General features: G+C 49.0%; 15 protein-coding genes and 1 pseudogene. 10 read left to right on the top strand and 6 right to left on the bottom strand.

The window, feature by feature from the left end:
- Positions 1-14: 14 nt before the first annotated feature.
- Positions 15-605: a GNAT family N-acetyltransferase gene (locus tag KJS63_RS02350; RefSeq protein ID WP_213617797.1), complete on the top strand. Its 591-nt coding sequence runs from the start codon at positions 15-17 to the stop codon at positions 603-605.
- A 192-nt stretch (positions 606-797) separates the two neighbouring features.
- Here KJS63_RS02350 and KJS63_RS02345 read toward each other — a convergent pair whose 3' ends face one another.
- Positions 798-2,144: a GH1 family beta-glucosidase gene (locus tag KJS63_RS02345; RefSeq protein WP_213617796.1), complete on the bottom strand. Its 1,347-nt coding sequence runs from the start codon at positions 2,142-2,144 to the stop codon at positions 798-800.
- Between the two features lie 142 nt (positions 2,145-2,286).
- A pseudogene (locus tag KJS63_RS02340) lies at positions 2,287-2,690 on the bottom strand (DEAD/DEAH box helicase family protein).
- Between the two features lie 338 nt (positions 2,691-3,028).
- On the opposite strand from KJS63_RS02340, the gene KJS63_RS02335 reads away from it, so the two are divergent.
- From KJS63_RS02335 to KJS63_RS02325, 3 genes are read left to right on the top strand one after another with little or no spacing between them, the layout of a single operon-like run.
- The gene (locus tag KJS63_RS02335; RefSeq protein ID WP_213617795.1) at positions 3,029-3,406 is read left to right on the top strand and encodes a hypothetical protein; all 378 of its coding nucleotides are present in this window, start codon (positions 3,029-3,031) and stop codon (positions 3,404-3,406) included.
- A 33-nt stretch (positions 3,407-3,439) separates the two neighbouring features.
- Positions 3,440-3,622: a hypothetical protein gene (locus KJS63_RS02330; RefSeq protein WP_213617794.1), complete on the top strand. Its 183-nt coding sequence runs from the start codon at positions 3,440-3,442 to the stop codon at positions 3,620-3,622.
- 21 nt (positions 3,623-3,643) lie between these two features.
- A complete protein-coding gene (locus tag KJS63_RS02325; RefSeq protein ID WP_244862468.1) occupies positions 3,644-4,360 on the top strand; it encodes an SAM-dependent methyltransferase in 717 nt (238 codons plus the stop codon).
- Between the two features lie 75 nt (positions 4,361-4,435).
- Here the strand turns inward: KJS63_RS02325 and KJS63_RS02320 are convergent, their stop codons facing one another.
- Entirely contained in the window at positions 4,436-4,744 is a 309-nt protein-coding gene (locus KJS63_RS02320; protein WP_068616964.1) for a DUF2627 domain-containing protein, read from the bottom strand.
- A 181-nt stretch (positions 4,745-4,925) separates the two neighbouring features.
- Here KJS63_RS02320 and lpdA point away from each other — a divergent pair, with 181 nt between their 5' ends.
- From lpdA to lipB, 5 genes are all read left to right on the top strand, one after another.
- Positions 4,926-6,344, top strand: coding sequence for a dihydrolipoyl dehydrogenase (gene lpdA, locus KJS63_RS02315; protein ID WP_213617793.1), 1,419 nt, complete (start codon positions 4,926-4,928; stop codon positions 6,342-6,344).
- Positions 6,345-6,471: 127 nt separating this feature from the next.
- Positions 6,472-7,500, top strand: a complete 1,029-nt coding sequence (locus KJS63_RS02310; RefSeq protein WP_213617792.1) for a thiamine pyrophosphate-dependent dehydrogenase E1 component subunit alpha — start codon at positions 6,472-6,474, stop codon at positions 7,498-7,500.
- A complete protein-coding gene (locus tag KJS63_RS02305; protein WP_213617791.1) occupies positions 7,500-8,486 on the top strand; it encodes an alpha-ketoacid dehydrogenase subunit beta in 987 nt (328 codons plus the stop codon). The genes KJS63_RS02310 and KJS63_RS02305 overlap by 1 nt, the downstream gene beginning before the upstream one ends.
- A gap of 55 nt (positions 8,487-8,541) precedes the next feature.
- Positions 8,542-9,936, top strand: coding sequence for a dihydrolipoamide acetyltransferase family protein (locus KJS63_RS02300; protein ID WP_213617790.1), 1,395 nt, complete (start codon positions 8,542-8,544; stop codon positions 9,934-9,936).
- 291 nt (positions 9,937-10,227) lie between these two features.
- Positions 10,228-10,920 carry a lipoyl(octanoyl) transferase LipB gene (lipB, locus tag KJS63_RS02295; RefSeq protein WP_213617789.1) on the top strand — a complete coding sequence of 231 codons (693 nt, stop codon included), beginning with the start codon at positions 10,228-10,230 and terminating at the stop codon, positions 10,918-10,920.
- Here lipB and prli42 read toward each other — a convergent pair.
- Positions 10,913-11,008 (bottom strand): stressosome-associated protein Prli42, encoded by a 96-nt coding sequence (gene prli42, locus KJS63_RS26390; protein ID WP_089153545.1) that lies wholly within the window; start codon positions 11,006-11,008, stop codon positions 10,913-10,915. The two genes, lipB and prli42, sit on opposite strands and share 8 nt — an antisense overlap.
- A gap of 291 nt (positions 11,009-11,299) precedes the next feature.
- Between prli42 and KJS63_RS02285 the strand changes: the two genes are divergently transcribed.
- Positions 11,300-12,430, top strand: coding sequence for a M20/M25/M40 family metallo-hydrolase (locus KJS63_RS02285; RefSeq protein ID WP_213617788.1), 1,131 nt, complete (start codon positions 11,300-11,302; stop codon positions 12,428-12,430).
- A 76-nt stretch (positions 12,431-12,506) separates the two neighbouring features.
- On the opposite strand, the gene KJS63_RS02280 is transcribed toward KJS63_RS02285, so the two are convergent.
- Together KJS63_RS02280 and mciZ are read right to left on the bottom strand one after the other, a co-directional pair.
- The gene (locus tag KJS63_RS02280) at positions 12,507-13,691 is read right to left on the bottom strand and encodes a hypothetical protein (protein ID WP_213617787.1); all 1,185 of its coding nucleotides are present in this window, start codon (positions 13,689-13,691) and stop codon (positions 12,507-12,509) included.
- 77 nt (positions 13,692-13,768) lie between these two features.
- Positions 13,769-13,912: a Z-ring formation inhibitor MciZ gene (gene mciZ / locus KJS63_RS02275; protein ID WP_082926865.1), complete on the bottom strand. Its 144-nt coding sequence runs from the start codon at positions 13,910-13,912 to the stop codon at positions 13,769-13,771.
- Between the last annotated feature and the right edge of the window lie 13 nt (positions 13,913-13,925).

Genomic DNA, 13,925 nt, shown 5'->3' with positions numbered 1-13,925 from the left:
GGTGTGCATTTTATATGGGACAAATAACAGCACCCATTATCATCCGGGATGCCCGGGAAGAAGACCGGGAGCAAATTCAGAAGCTGGTGGTTGAAGCCTACAGCCAGTATGAGGCAACCATGGCTCCGGAACGGTGGAGGCTGTACCTGGAGTCGATCAAGGAGTCCGTATACAAGGAAGGGCCTTACGCGAGGATTATAGCAGAGCAGGCAGGGGATATTGTGGGCAGCTTGCTTGTGTTCCTAGATTCGGAAACCGCATATGGCCGAGATGATCTAAGCATTAAGGACCCGATTATCAGACTGCTTGCCACATCTCCACAAGTCAGAGGGCAAGGAGTGGCGACTCGCCTTATTAACGAAACCGCAGCCCGTGCAAGATCGTTGGGAGCGGAGTACATTTATTTGCACACTTCAGATATGATGGCTCCTGCCATCCGATTATATGAGCACCTTGGATTTAAACGGGCACGTGAGCAGGAGATGTATAACGGGGATGTGCTTGTGAAGTGCTATAGGCTGGCAGTTAACCCTGCTGCGGAGCAGACGGGGCATAGTGAGTTTAGGTTCAGTTCGAGTCAAGCAGGCGGTCTGTCCAGCAGCTAAGATGCCTGGTATTTCTTTTACGTATTTCCCATACCAAGAAGTTATAGGGTCGGTAACACGCTTCACAAGGGGAATAGGGACAATATAGATGAAAAAGAAAAAGCACCGATCAGAGATGGGATAGAACCCAGTCTTCATTATCTGATCAGGTGCTTTATTATTTATTTTCATTATAAATACCAATCGGCGGTGCTACACTTCAAAGCCGTCAGAAACAATCACGTTCTGATACCAGTAATAGCTGTCTTTAGGAGTGCGCTTGAAAGTTGTGAAGTCAACATGAACCAGCCCAAACGGCTTGCTGTAGCCAAAGGCCCATTCGAAATTGTCCATTAAGGACCACAGCATATATCCCTTAACCTGGATGCCTGACTCAATGGCTCTGGAAAGCTGGAATAAGTGCTTTTGCAGGTAAGAAATCCGCTTCGGATCATGATGTTCACCATCTTCACCCAAGGTAGACTCATAATAAGCGCCATTCTCAGTAATATAGATTGGAATAGAGCCGTAGCGGTCATTCACCCATTCGAGGACACTTAAGAAGCCCTGCGGATAAATATTCCACTCGAAGTCCGTCTGATCCAAAGCGCCAGAAAGCGGCTCAAATTCAAGCAGTCCCGCTTCTGGATTGTGCCGGCCAATACCGCCGGTGTAATAATTGATCCCAAGGAAATCAATCGGCTGCCTAATCGTCTCCATATCGCCAGGTTCAACGGGTGGTTCATACCCTTTCGCTTTATACCAGTTCAGTGTCCTCTGTGGATACTCCCCTTTGAATACCGGATCGAAGAACCAGTTATTGAAGTACTCCAGCCTTCTTGCTGCTGCCTCCACATCAGCCTCCTGCCTGCTGAATGGTTCAAACCACTCGGTATTCGGAGCATACCCGATCTCACCAGAAATCCCCAGCTGTCTAAAGGCTTTAACTGTCTCCCCATGGGCCACCATAATATGGTGGGCTACGTTCAGGGCCAACTGGAAATCCTTGTTGCCAGGAGCATGATCACCAAGCTCATTGGACAAGAACGAGATACACCATGGCTCGTTGAAGGTAATCCATTTTTTAATTTTTCCGTCAAAAGATTTAAACATCGTCTCGGCGTACCGCACAAATGCCTCAATTGTGGCCCTTGAATTCCATCCTCCTTTGTCCTGCAGAGCCTGCGGAAGGTCCCAATGATAAAGTGTGCACATCGGCTCTATGCCGTTAGCGAGCAGCTCGTCGACCAAACGGTGGTAATACTCAAGACCCAATGGATTGACTTCCCCAACACCATGAGGATAAATACGCGGCCAGGCAATCGAGAATCGGTATACTTTGGCTCCAAGTTGTTTCAGGAGAGCAACATCTTCCTTATAGCGGTGGTAGCTGTCGCAGGCCGTATCTCCGGTATCGCCGTTAAACACCTTGCCGGGGGTCCTGGAAAAGACGTCCCAGATGGATTCCCCACGCTGATCTTCCCTTGTGGCACCCTCAATTTGATAGGAGGAGGTAGCAGATCCCCACAGAAAGTCATTGGGAAAAGAGATTTTTGCCATGGTTTAAAACTCCCTTCGAAGAAATAAGAAATGGTAGTAATGCTTGCTGCACTTGGTTCGAAACCGCTTTCGTTATTTTGCACAAGCTTATTATAGTACAATTTTTTAAGGTTGAATATACCGGTGTCTATATTTAAAGGAGTTATAGATTAAACTTGTATTTTATAATTTCGGCAACTTCACAAGCAGATAAATTCGTGTTGTTAATTCTGAGATAATTTTCTCTATTCATTTCTCCTTCTAATGAGTTTAAGCGATGCTGCTCCATCGTACGTAATAGGTCCTGTTAAGAACGAGTAACATCCCTTTTTGTTGGTTTGTGTTCAAGTCATCCCCATACATATCACTTGCTGCGGCGACTTCAAATATATCTTGACGAAATTTATTTACTAGTCTCCACATATCATGGCTAAAGCCAAAAAGCGGGGCTAGCCATTCAATAGTCATGTGGTTATGGAATAACTTGAGATTGGTCATCTTTTCCAGTTCATGTCCAACGGTCATTTTTCCTACAGCCTGTGGACCAAATATAATAACAAGTTTCAACAAATCACCTCCTGGGATATATTTCAATAATATTATAAGTCAAAGCAGCTTTGATAGCTGTTTAACCAACATGATCTATACAGCAGAAAGTTAAATTCAAAAACTTAAGAGTCATTACAATAAGTAACTTTTTTAGGCGGTCTGCGTTATATAATCATGAACTGACGGAAGCCAATCGGTGAAAGAATTTTGTGTTCGGGCGGCGGTATATTATAAAATATAAATCAGTCTAATATTCAATTATGTATATAGGGACTGTGAAGTGGACATCGGTTTGCACGAGGTTAAGACATATGTTCTTAGACTGGTGGCTAAGGTTATTACAGGAGGTAACTTAGATGGCTTACAAGGTAACGTATAAAGATAAGGAAGATCAGTCGGTTCAGAAAAAAGTTTTTACGAATTTTACCGCGGCTGAGCAGGAAGCAAGGAGGCTGGATGATCACGGGCATGAGGATGTGGTCCTTGAATCGCCACGCCGTAAGCCGGGGTTTCCAAATATCGTGGGCATCATGCTTAAAGCTATTGGGGTGCTCGTGCTGGCTGGTGGGTTTCTAATTGGAATCGTTACGGGCCGTGCTGGTCAGGAGAGCGGATTTGATACCAAGATCGCCATGGAGTGGTGGATGCTTGCGTTAATGTGTGCGGCATTCTTCTATGGTATGGGTGAAATTGTTAACCTCCTTGACAGAATTTCCAAAAAATCAAATACTTAATTTGGTATTTAAGAAATGAGGTGAAGATGCTTCATGAATAACATCATTACCAGTGAAGCTGAGATGGACGCTCGTGTACAAGTGGAGATCGCAGAGCTGCAGAAGCAAATTGAAGAGTTGAAGGCTGAGAACGCCCGTCTTCGCAAAGCGCTGCTTAAGGCTTCAAGCAATCTTCCCAAAATGTCGAGCAAGCTGAAGAGTGCCTTGTATGAATAATTTTAGATGAGGTGAGCCTAGATGAGCAGAGATGAGCTGAGCAAAGTGAGTAAGAAATTGGATTTGGAACTTATTGTGTTTATTGGACGGACGTACAGAGAGTATCTGGCAATGTTCGATTTGCAGGAATCCGAACTTCAAGGACGTGTGATATTGGACTGTCCCGCGGGGGCATGCTCGTTTACGGCCGAAGGAAGTGGGCGGGGGTTTAATATAACTGCGGCGGACATTGCCTATCAGTATGGTCCAGATGAACTTGAAGCTAAAGGAAAGCGTGACCTGCTTCATGCGGAAGAACGTCTTCGGCAGTCTAGGGGACAGTACAACTGGGACTACTATGGAACGATTGAGCGTCATAATCAGATGAGAGAGGAAGCGCTGCAGTTTAATATTGAGCACAGAAGGCGATATCCGGACCGGTATATTTTCGCGGCGTTTCCGGCGCTTCCTTTAGCGGATCAATCCTTTGATTTAACTTTGTCAGCCCACTTTCTGTTTATGTATGCGGACCGACTGAGTGAGCCTTTTCATGAGGAATCCTTGCTGGAGCTGCTTCGGATAACAAGAGAAGAGATCCGGATTTTTCCGTTGATTGACCTCAGCAGCCAGCGTTATAAAGCCATGGATCGTATGTTGATGCTGGCTGCTTCCAGGGGATGGGCTGCGGAAGAGAAGAACACATCCTACCGTTTCCAGCATGGTGCCGATACCTACATAAAGCTGACTAAGCAGAAATAACACAAGCCTCCGGAATTTCAAAGTTCCGGAGGCTTGATTTGTTTACGATTAGTTATCAAATTAACTCTATCAAAATTAGGCGCTTGGATCTGGTGGACGCTTCTTGTTCTTGGTCTCTTTAAAACGGGGCCCAACGTAACCCCGCTTCCGGTCCCGGAAGAAGATCCATCCGCCCAGGAAGGAGATCCCAGCAAGGAACATGATCAAGCCGAGAGCAAAATGCAGCCAGTCAAAGGTGATGCGGGTTAATGAATCGTCCCCGTGCATGTACATATACTCAAATAAAGCATCTTTCATAAACAGAAAGCCAGTCATGGCGATAATCCCTGGAATGACCAGAATAAGCACGGCAATAAACCGGGCGGTCAGAATTCTCGTATTCATTGGTAAAAACCTTCCTGTCGTCCGTATTCGTAAAGACAAAGCCGATCCCTTTTATCATAACTTGTTCGGGGTTTCCTGTCCATTTGAAAACGTAGTGAGGTTGGCCGAATTCCATATCCGGCAAAAACGAGGTACAATATTATCCGAAGAAGAACTATGATCACGTTAGTGGAGGGTACATATGACAATTTCGTGCGATGTGGCAATTTTAGGAGGCGGCACAGGCGGGTATGTGGCAGCGATCCGGGCAGCTCAGCTCGGAAAGGAAGTTGTGATTATAGAGCAGGACAAGCTCGGCGGCACCTGCCTTCACCGGGGCTGCATTCCCAGTAAAAGTTTGCTTCGCAGTGCGGAACTTTTTGCCCAAATGAAAGAGAGCGAGAGCTTTGGCATAGAGGCCAGCGGAGTGAAGCTGGTATTTCCCAAGGTGCAGCAGCGCAAGCAGGCTATTGTGGACCAGCTGCACGGAGGGGTTCAATATTTGATGCGCAAGCATAATATCAAGGTAATCCAAGGTACAGGCAGGGTGATTGGACCGTCCATCTTTTCCCCGAAGAGTGGAGCCGTTGCGGTCGAACTCGCGGATGGCGAGATGGAGACCGTGGTTCCGGCGCATCTGATCATTGCAACAGGCTCCAGACCCCGTGTCCTGCCTGGTTTAGAGCCTGATGGCAGCCATGTCCTAAGCAGTGATGAGGCACTGGTGCTGGACGAGCTTCCAGCGTCCATGCTCATTGTGGGCGGGGGTGTCATCGGCGTGGAATGGGCTTCCCTTCTCCATGATTTCGGTGTAGAGGTTACCGTCGTTGAGGCCGCTTCCCAGCTGATCCCGGCAGAGGATGAAGAGATATCCCGGGAACTTCAGCGGATCTTGGTCAGACGCGGAATTAAGGTGTTGACGGGAACGGCCGTAATACCGGACTCTGTGCAAAAAGCTCAAGGAGTTACCCTGTCTGCAAAGCAGGGGGACAAGGTTGTTGAGCTCGCGGCAGAGAAGATGCTGGTCTCGATCGGTCGTCAGGCCAATGTGGAGAATATCGGGCTGGAGAATACCGATGTTGGAATTAAGAATGGCTTTATTCGTGTAAATGAGCACATGCAGACAACCGAGCCTCATATTTACGCAATCGGAGACTGTATTGGCGGCCTTCAGCTTGCACATGCAGCCAGTCATGAGGGAATCGTGGCAGTAGAGCATTTGAGCGGAGAGAAGCCGCACGGATATGATCCTGTTCATGTGCCGCGCTGTGTGTATACCCGTCCTGAAGTAGCTTCGGTGGGATTGACGGAGAAGGAAGCCCGCGAGAAAGGGTATTCGATCAAGACAGGGAAATTTCCGTTCTCTGCCATCGGGAAGGCGCTTGTCTATGGTGAAAAGGAAGGTTTTGTCAAAGTGATTGCAAACGCGGAAACTCAGGATATTCTGGGAGTGCATATGATCGGTCCCCATGTGACCGATATGATCGGAGAAGCCACGCTTGCCCAAATTCTGGATGCAACACCGTGGGAGATTGGGCAGGCCGTACATGCCCATCCTACGCTGTCTGAAATTATTGGCGAAGCCGCGCTGGCTGTGGATGGGCGGGCTACTGGAATTTAAAGCGAGATAATATTTTCTTTTTACATGGAAAGTGTTTATAATAGAGTTATCCCTAGTCTTAGTACCAGGTTATAAGATGAGCCCTAACGAATCTGAAGGCTCCTAAAATGAAGGAGGTAACTCCCAAATGAATGCAAAATCAACGGTAAAAACGAAAGCCAGACACGAGCAGCTGGGACTCAGCCATGCTGAAGTGATTGACATGTACAGATATATGCTTATGGCGCGTAAATATGATGAACGCAACCTGCTGCTGCAGCGGGCGGGCAAGATCAACTTCCACGTGTCCGGGATCGGCCAGGAGGCCGCACAGGTGGGCGCGGCCTTCGCGCTGGACCGCAGCCGTGACTATTTCCTTCCGTATTATCGCGACTACGGATTTGTGCTTGCTGCCGGCATGACCTTGACGGAGCTTATGCTCTCGGCCTTTGCCAAGGCGGAAGACCCGAACAGCGGCGGCCGCCAAATGCCGGGTCACTTTGGAAGCAAGCGGCTTCGGATTGTTACCGGCTCAAGCCCAGTGACCACGCAGGTTCCTCATGCTGTCGGTGTTGCACTCGCTGCCAAAATGCAGAAGAAGGACATCGTCTCCTTTGTCACTTTCGGAGAGGGCTCCAGCAACCAGGGGGATTTCCACGAGGGCTGCAACTTTGCCGGGGTTCATAAACTTCCGGTCATTATTATGTGTGAGAATAACCAATATGCAATCTCTGTGCCTGTTCAGAAGCAGCTGGCCGGCAAGGTTAGCGACCGGGCCCTGGGGTATGGCTTCCCAGGCGTGCGTGTGGACGGAAATGACCCATTGGAAGTGTACCGGGTTGTGAAGGAAGCGCGCGAACGTGCTATTCGCGGAGAAGGGCCAACTCTGATTGAGGCTATGATGTACCGTCTGTCCCCGCACTCTACATCTGATAACGATCTGGTGTACCGGACGAAGGAAGAAGTGGAAGAGAATTGGAAGAAGGACAGCCTGCCGAAGATGAAGCAGTATTTGATCGACTGCGGAATTTGGAGTGAAGAGCAGGATGCCGATCTGTCCGCCGAGATTGCGCAGCAGCTCAAGGAAGCAATTGATGCCGCGGATAAAGCGCCGTTCCCTAAACCGGAGGATACTCTGCTGCATGTGTATGCCGACAATGAAGGAGGAGCTCGCTAATGCCGGTAATGGAATATATTGATGCCATCCGCCTTGCCATGAAAGAAGAGATGGAGCTGGATGAGAACGTTTTTGTGCTCGGGGAGGATGTCGGCCTTAAAGGCGGCGTGTTCACTACAACGAAGGGACTGCAGGAGCAGTTCGGGGAAGAGCGGGTCATTGATACGCCTTTGGCTGAATCTGCAATCGCTGGTGTAGCCATCGGAGCGGCAATGTACGGCATGAAGCCGATTGCGGAGATGCAATATTCAGATTTTATGCTGCCGGCTACAAATCAAATTATCAGCGAAGCCGCTAAGATCCGTTACCGTTCCAATAATGATTGGAATTGTCCGCTGGTGGTGCGCGCACCGATCGGTGGAGGAATATTCGGCGGATTGTATCACTCCCAGTGTCCGGAATCGATCTTCTTCGGTACGCCGGGGATCAAGATTATTGCCCCGTATTCGGCTTATGACGCCAAAGGCCTGCTTAAAGCGGCTGTCCGGGACCCGGACCCTGTATTGTTCTTCGAGAACAAGAAATGTTACAAGCTGATTAAAGAGGATGTTCCACTCGAGGATTACATCGTGCCTATCGGAAAAGCCAACGTTATCCGCGAGGGCAGCGATATTACGGTGATCGGGTACAGTCTTCCGCTTCATTTTGCCATGCAGGCGGCTGAAGAGCTTGCCAGCGAGCATGGTGTCAGCTCGCATATTCTCGATCTTCGCACACTTCAGCCGCTGGACCGTGATGCGATCATTGAAGCGGCCCGCCGTACCGGTAAGGTTCTGATTATCCATGAGGATAACAAGACCGGCGGTGTAGGTGCTGAGGTGTCGGCGATTATATCCGAGGAATGCTTGTTTGAGCTTGATGCGCCTATCAAGCGCTTATGCGGTCCTGATGTTCCGGCTATGCCGATCAGCCCGCCGATGGAGAAATTCTTCATGTTAAGCAAGGACAAAGTGAAGGAAGCCATGCTGGAGCTGGCTTTATATTAAGCCTCAGGACCGCATCATCAGGACCTGAAGCGCTATAAACCTAGGAGTGAGAACAATGTCATCGAACAAAACATGGACCGATGTCCTCATGCCTCAGCTGGCTGAATCTCTGGTGTCGGCGACAGTTGGCAAGTGGCTCAAGAAGCCGGGAGACAAGGTGGAGCAGTACGAACCGATTTGTGAGGTTATAACTGATAAAGTAAATGCCGAGCTTCCGTCTACGCTGGATGGAGTGATGGGAGAGATCCTGGCCCAGGAAGGCGAGACTATTGATGTCGGAGCTGTGATCTGCAGAATTGGTGTAGAGGGAGCCGAGCTGAACGAGGCTGCCACTGTACCCCAGTCTGAAGCACCAGCTTCAAGCAGTCCAGGTAGCGCGGATGTGTCACAGCGCAGCCGCTATTCACCAGCTGTCCAGACGCTGGCAGCTGAGCATGGACTGAATTTGAATGCAATCCAAGGAACCGGCCTCGGAGGACGCATCACCCGTAAAGATGTGCTGAACTATATTGCAAACGGGGGGGCGGCTGCGGCATCCACAGGAATGCAGCAGGCATCTCAGACTGCTCCTGCTGCTCCTTCTGTGTCTACAATCCCTGCTGCGCCAACTCAGCAGCCATATAACCAGGCTCCTCCTCAGCAGGCCATTCCGGTTATCCCTCCAGCACCTGGTGCGGCCGAGCCTGTCCGGAATACAGGTATCCATTTGAGTGATACACCGAAGATTCCTACCATTGAGGTAGAAGGTGGCCAGTCGGAGCATTATATTGATATTACGCCTGTCCGGAATACGATTGCCACGCGGATGAGACAGAGTGTATCTGAAATTCCGCACGGCTGGATGATGATCGAGGTGGATGTCACGAACCTGGTGCAGCTTCGCAACAAGCTTAAGAACGACTTCAAAGCCAAAGAGGGCGTAAACCTGACTTACCTTGCTTTTATGATCAAAGCTGTGGTGAACGCCATCAAGGATTACCCGATTATGAACTCGGTATGGGCCGTTGACAAAATCATCGTGAAGCGGGATATTAACATTTCCCTGGCGGTCGGAACGGAAGATTCGGTGCTTACACCAGTCATCAAGAAAGCCGATCAGAAGAATATCGCTGGCCTGGCCCGCGAAGTGGAAGAATTGGCCCGCAAGACCCGCGAGGGCAAGTTGAAGCTGGACGATATGCAGGGTGGTACCTTTACCGTTAATAATACAGGCTCATTCGGCTCCATTCTTTCCCAGCCGATCATCAACTATCCTCAGGCCGCTATACTTACATTCGAATCCATTGTGAAAAGACCTGTTGTGATTAACGATATGATTGGTGTCCGCTCCATGGCCAATATTTGTCTGTCCCTGGACCATCGGATTCTGGATGGTGTCATCTGCGGACGCTTTATGCAGCGGGTGAAGGACAATATTGAAGGCTACTCGCTGGACACTCAAGTTTATTAACCCGCTCGCAGGATATAGAACTAAACGTCCCTCCAACTATATAAAATGAACTTTAGAATTAACCGATCTCAGCTTCGATCCCGAGTGATTCTGAAGAAGCGGAGCGTCCGCCTTGGTCTCCGAAATGCCCTTGCTTGGATAGCTAGTTCAAGCATTTCGGAGACAACAAGGGCCTTAAAGAACACTCGGCATTGCAGCGCCTCAAAAGGGTAAGCTTTCATAAGTTCATTATATATAGAAGAAGATTGAGCTGCTCAAGACGACAACTAACTGAAAAGAGGCGTATCCATCATGACGAGAACACTGGAAGTCCGCTATATCCCTACCATCGACTATGGGGAAGCCTGGGAACTCCAGAAGCAGATCGTAAAGCGTGTGGATCGTGAGGAGCAGCAGGAAACCCTGCTGCTTTTGCAGCATCCGCCGACTTATACAATTGGTTCCCAGCGGCATCCTGAACATCTGCTGTTAAGTCCCGAGCAGTTGAAAGAACAAGGAATTTCCGTGTTCGAAATTGACCGGGGTGGTGATATTACATATCATGGTCCTGGCCAGCTGGTCGGGTACCCCATTCTCATGCTGGACGGATCGAAGGGGCTTGATCTGCACGATTATCTGCGGAAGCTGGAGCAGGTCATTATTAACTATTTGGCACAGTTCGGGATTGAGGGAAGCCGCAAGTCCGAATACACCGGTGTATGGATTGGAAATGTGAAGATTTGCGCAATTGGGGTCAAGTTCAACAAATGCCGCGGCCGAAGAGGGTTTGTGACCAGTCACGGGTTCGCCTTTAATATCAAATCCGGGATTCAGCATGAAGGGTTCCAGGGGATTATTCCTTGCGGGATACAAGAATACGGAGTCACTTCACTTGAAGACGCAGTGGGAAGGGAATTTTCAGTAGAGCAGACGGCCAAGGACATCGTTCCATATTTCGAAGAGGTGTTTGGCTATGATGCCGTTTGGCCGAAGGAGACTATCTGATAAATGGTTCAAAAATCATGAGTAATGAGGAACCTATCAAGGCGATAAGCATGATATAAACGAACACCTTCATCCATTTCTTAGGCATAACTCAGACTCCTTTATGTACAATAATAATTGCTGTATAAAATGAACTTTAGACTTAACTGTTCGCAGCGGAGAGGCCGAGTGATTCTGAAGAAGCGGAGCGTCCGCCTTTGTCTCCGAAATACCCCACAGGATGTCTGGTTCAAGTATTTCGGAGACAACAGCGGCCTTAAAGAACACTCGGCACTGCAGCGTCTCTAAAGGCTAACCTTCATAAGTTCATTTTATATAATTAGCAAATGCTAGTCCTTACTTCATCATTTTAGCGTAATGCGAGAGGAGAAGAAAGTCCATGATTAATAAAGACAGAGTAATCGGGCAGTTCCTGGAGCTTGTTCAGATAGACAGTGAGACAAAACACGAAAGAGCCATTGCGGACGTGCTTAAGAAGAAATTTGAGGCGCTTGGCTTAGAAGTTATCGAGGATGATTCTGCCGCGGTTACCGGGCATGGCGCGGGTAATTTGATTGCCACATTGAAACCGGCAGGGGCGGAGGAGGCGGAGCCGATCCTGTTCACTTGCCATATGGATACGGTAACTCCTGGTGTCGGAATTAAGCCGGTTGTGGGCGAAGACGGCTGGATCCGCAGTGACGGAACCACCATCCTTGGTGCAGACGATAAAGCGGGAGTGGCCGCACTGCTGGAGATGATTCAGGTGCTGAATGAGCAGCAGGTGCCTCACGGCCAAATTCAGTTTGTAATTACAGCTGGAGAAGAATCAGGACTCATGGGAGCGCGTGCCCTTGACGGCAGCAAGCTTGATGCCAAGTATGGATTCGCTCTGGATTCCAATGGCGAGGTAGGGGCAATATGTGTGGCGGCACCTACCCAGGCGCGGATTGAAATAGAGATTTTTGGCAAATCCGCGCATGCGGGTGTGAATCCGGAAGATGGCATCAGCGCGATTCAGGTTGCAGGCAAAGCGATTTCCAGAATGAAGCTCGGACGGATTGACGCGGAGACCACTGCTAATATCGGCAAGTTCGAAGGAGGCGGAGCCACCAACATTGTGACAGACTACGCCAAGCTGTATGCAGAAGCGCGCAGCATAGTACAAGAAAAGGTGGAGAAGCAGATTGCGGGCATGAAAGAAGCGGTTGAATCCGCTTGCCGCGATTATGGGGCAAGAGGGGAGTTCAAGAGCAATATCATCTACCCGGCATTTCAGCATAACGAGACGGACGCGGTTGTTCAGTTGGCGAAGAAAGCGGCCGATCAATTAGGGCTTTCCGGTAGAACGTTCATGTCCGGCGGCGGCAGTGACGCGAACATCTTCAACGGGCTGGGCATACCTACCGTAAATCTGGCTGTGGGGTATGAGAATATCCACACCACTTCAGAACGGATCAAGGTTGAGGATATCGTTAAGGCTGCTGAATACGTGCTGCAGATCGTTAAAGTTACAACGGATCGGAAATAGCAGATGATTGAAGGCTGAATTAGAAATATAAAGAGACAAGTTCCTATTTTTATAAGGAGCTTGTCTCTTTTTAATATTACTGAAATGAGCGTACCTGCCGGTTCCGCCGCTGGGCTGGAGTCCATTCGGTATGCCATTTGGAGCGGTGCACAATGAACAAGGATTGTGTCATCGTCTCCATATACTGCTGTGTTTTTATTAGGTTTGATGGGTCTTGCATGAGCAGCCCGGTCCGCTGCTCCATTTGTCGGTAGGATATCTGAAGATAACAGGAGGCCGCGGCGAACCGGTAAGAGGCTGTTAAGGGATCATGTTCGATCAAACACTCAAAAATCTGGGCAGCCTGATCATACCGCCCTTCGTCGTAATCTATTTCAGCTGTAATAAATGCCATTTCCTTGCTCAAAGGTTCGTATAAGTTCAAAGAGTTGAGGTCATAGGTTCTCAGCTTTTGCTCTGCAAGCTCCGTATAACCTTCTTGGTATAGACCTAGAGTAAGCTCGTTCTGAAGATAGGGATCGTCCCCCGCAATCTGATGGCTTAAGTCCAAGAGCCCAAGATGCACGGACCGCTTTAAGCTTTCGGATAACAACTGCCGGTTCTCCACCGCCAGCCGGTCCTCCTCGCCCAGCTTCCACTTGCACAGGAGCGCATCCATGGCAAGGGGGTCTGTGAGTTCAGGCCTGAGTTGGCCTGCGTCAACCGCACTGGAAGCCAGATTTAGGGCTTGTTCATACAGCCCCTCACGGATCAGGCATTGCGAATACAGTTCAAGCATCCGCCCGCTTTTGTCCATAAGATTCTCCGCAAAGTATGTATAAGCCGTGTGGAATGCTCCAATACGGCACAGGATGTCGATGAGAAGCTCAGTTGCTTCAGGCAGGTGCGCCAGTTTGTGCTTAAGCCGGTCCGCAATAATTTCATCGCTGTAACCCTGCTCATGCAGCAGGTCCCCCCACTCGGTCATGGCTTCGATTTCATAACCAGGGTATACCGAACATTGTTCTAATGCATAAATGGCTTTGGCATGTTGATTGTTAAGCCGCAGCAGCCTGCCGTATTCCAGCCAGCAATCGGCCAGACTTCCCCTTTCACTAATCTGAGTAGAGTCCTGGCTGAACACGTTCAGCAATCCTTCCTCCAGACATGACAGCGCTTTCGCAATATCTCCCCGGTCCCTGTGCCTGAGGCTCCTCTGATAAAGAAGGGACAAAGATTTGGAATCTGTTCTATTCGATCGAAATAGACGGTTTTTTTCCACTCGGCAACCCTCCTCTCTTCTTAATAACACATATTGGTATCAAAAGTATTCTTATTTTGTCAAAAACGTAAAATAATCTACTTTCTGTAGGTCTGATCTGCAATAAATTGTCTCATTTCGGTGCCTTGTGCTGCTTTTTTCTTCCACATGGCCAGAACGGCGCGGACTTCCCAGGCTTTACCGGATAGATGGAGTTGGTCCTTGGCAAAATAACTCTTCATACTCGCGATTACT

Origin of the sequence: Paenibacillus sp. J22TS3, from assembly GCF_018403205.1 — a bacterium.
Lineage (GTDB): Bacteria > Bacillota > Bacilli > Paenibacillales > Paenibacillaceae > Fontibacillus > Fontibacillus tuaregi.
The sequence above is the reverse complement of the archived record's forward strand: the minus strand, read 5'-3'. Positions and strand labels throughout refer to the sequence as shown.

What these genes read in the sequence shown, in the direction of transcription:
- KJS63_RS02350 (WP_213617797.1), top strand. Translation starts at nt 15, where the DNA reads ATGGGACAAATAACAGCACCCATTATCATCCGGGATGCCCGGGAAGAA.
- KJS63_RS02345 (WP_213617796.1), bottom strand. Translation starts at nt 2,144, where the DNA reads ATGGCAAAAATCTCTTTTCCCAATGACTTTCTGTGGGGATCTGCTACC.
- KJS63_RS02335 (WP_213617795.1), top strand. Translation starts at nt 3,029, where the DNA reads ATGGCTTACAAGGTAACGTATAAAGATAAGGAAGATCAGTCGGTTCAG.
- KJS63_RS02330 (WP_213617794.1), top strand. Translation starts at nt 3,440, where the DNA reads ATGAATAACATCATTACCAGTGAAGCTGAGATGGACGCTCGTGTACAA.
- KJS63_RS02325 (WP_244862468.1), top strand. Translation starts at nt 3,644, where the DNA reads ATGAGCAGAGATGAGCTGAGCAAAGTGAGTAAGAAATTGGATTTGGAA.
- KJS63_RS02320 (WP_068616964.1), bottom strand. Translation starts at nt 4,744, where the DNA reads ATGAATACGAGAATTCTGACCGCCCGGTTTATTGCCGTGCTTATTCTG.
- lpdA (WP_213617793.1), top strand. Translation starts at nt 4,926, where the DNA reads ATGACAATTTCGTGCGATGTGGCAATTTTAGGAGGCGGCACAGGCGGG.
- KJS63_RS02310 (WP_213617792.1), top strand. Translation starts at nt 6,472, where the DNA reads ATGAATGCAAAATCAACGGTAAAAACGAAAGCCAGACACGAGCAGCTG.
- KJS63_RS02305 (WP_213617791.1), top strand. Translation starts at nt 7,500, where the DNA reads ATGCCGGTAATGGAATATATTGATGCCATCCGCCTTGCCATGAAAGAA.
- KJS63_RS02300 (WP_213617790.1), top strand. Translation starts at nt 8,542, where the DNA reads ATGTCATCGAACAAAACATGGACCGATGTCCTCATGCCTCAGCTGGCT.
- lipB (WP_213617789.1), top strand. Translation starts at nt 10,228, where the DNA reads ATGACGAGAACACTGGAAGTCCGCTATATCCCTACCATCGACTATGGG.
- prli42 (WP_089153545.1), bottom strand. Translation starts at nt 11,008, where the DNA reads ATGCCTAAGAAATGGATGAAGGTGTTCGTTTATATCATGCTTATCGCC.
- KJS63_RS02285 (WP_213617788.1), top strand. Translation starts at nt 11,300, where the DNA reads ATGATTAATAAAGACAGAGTAATCGGGCAGTTCCTGGAGCTTGTTCAG.
- mciZ (WP_082926865.1), bottom strand. Translation starts at nt 13,912, where the DNA reads ATGAAGAGTTATTTTGCCAAGGACCAACTCCATCTATCCGGTAAAGCC.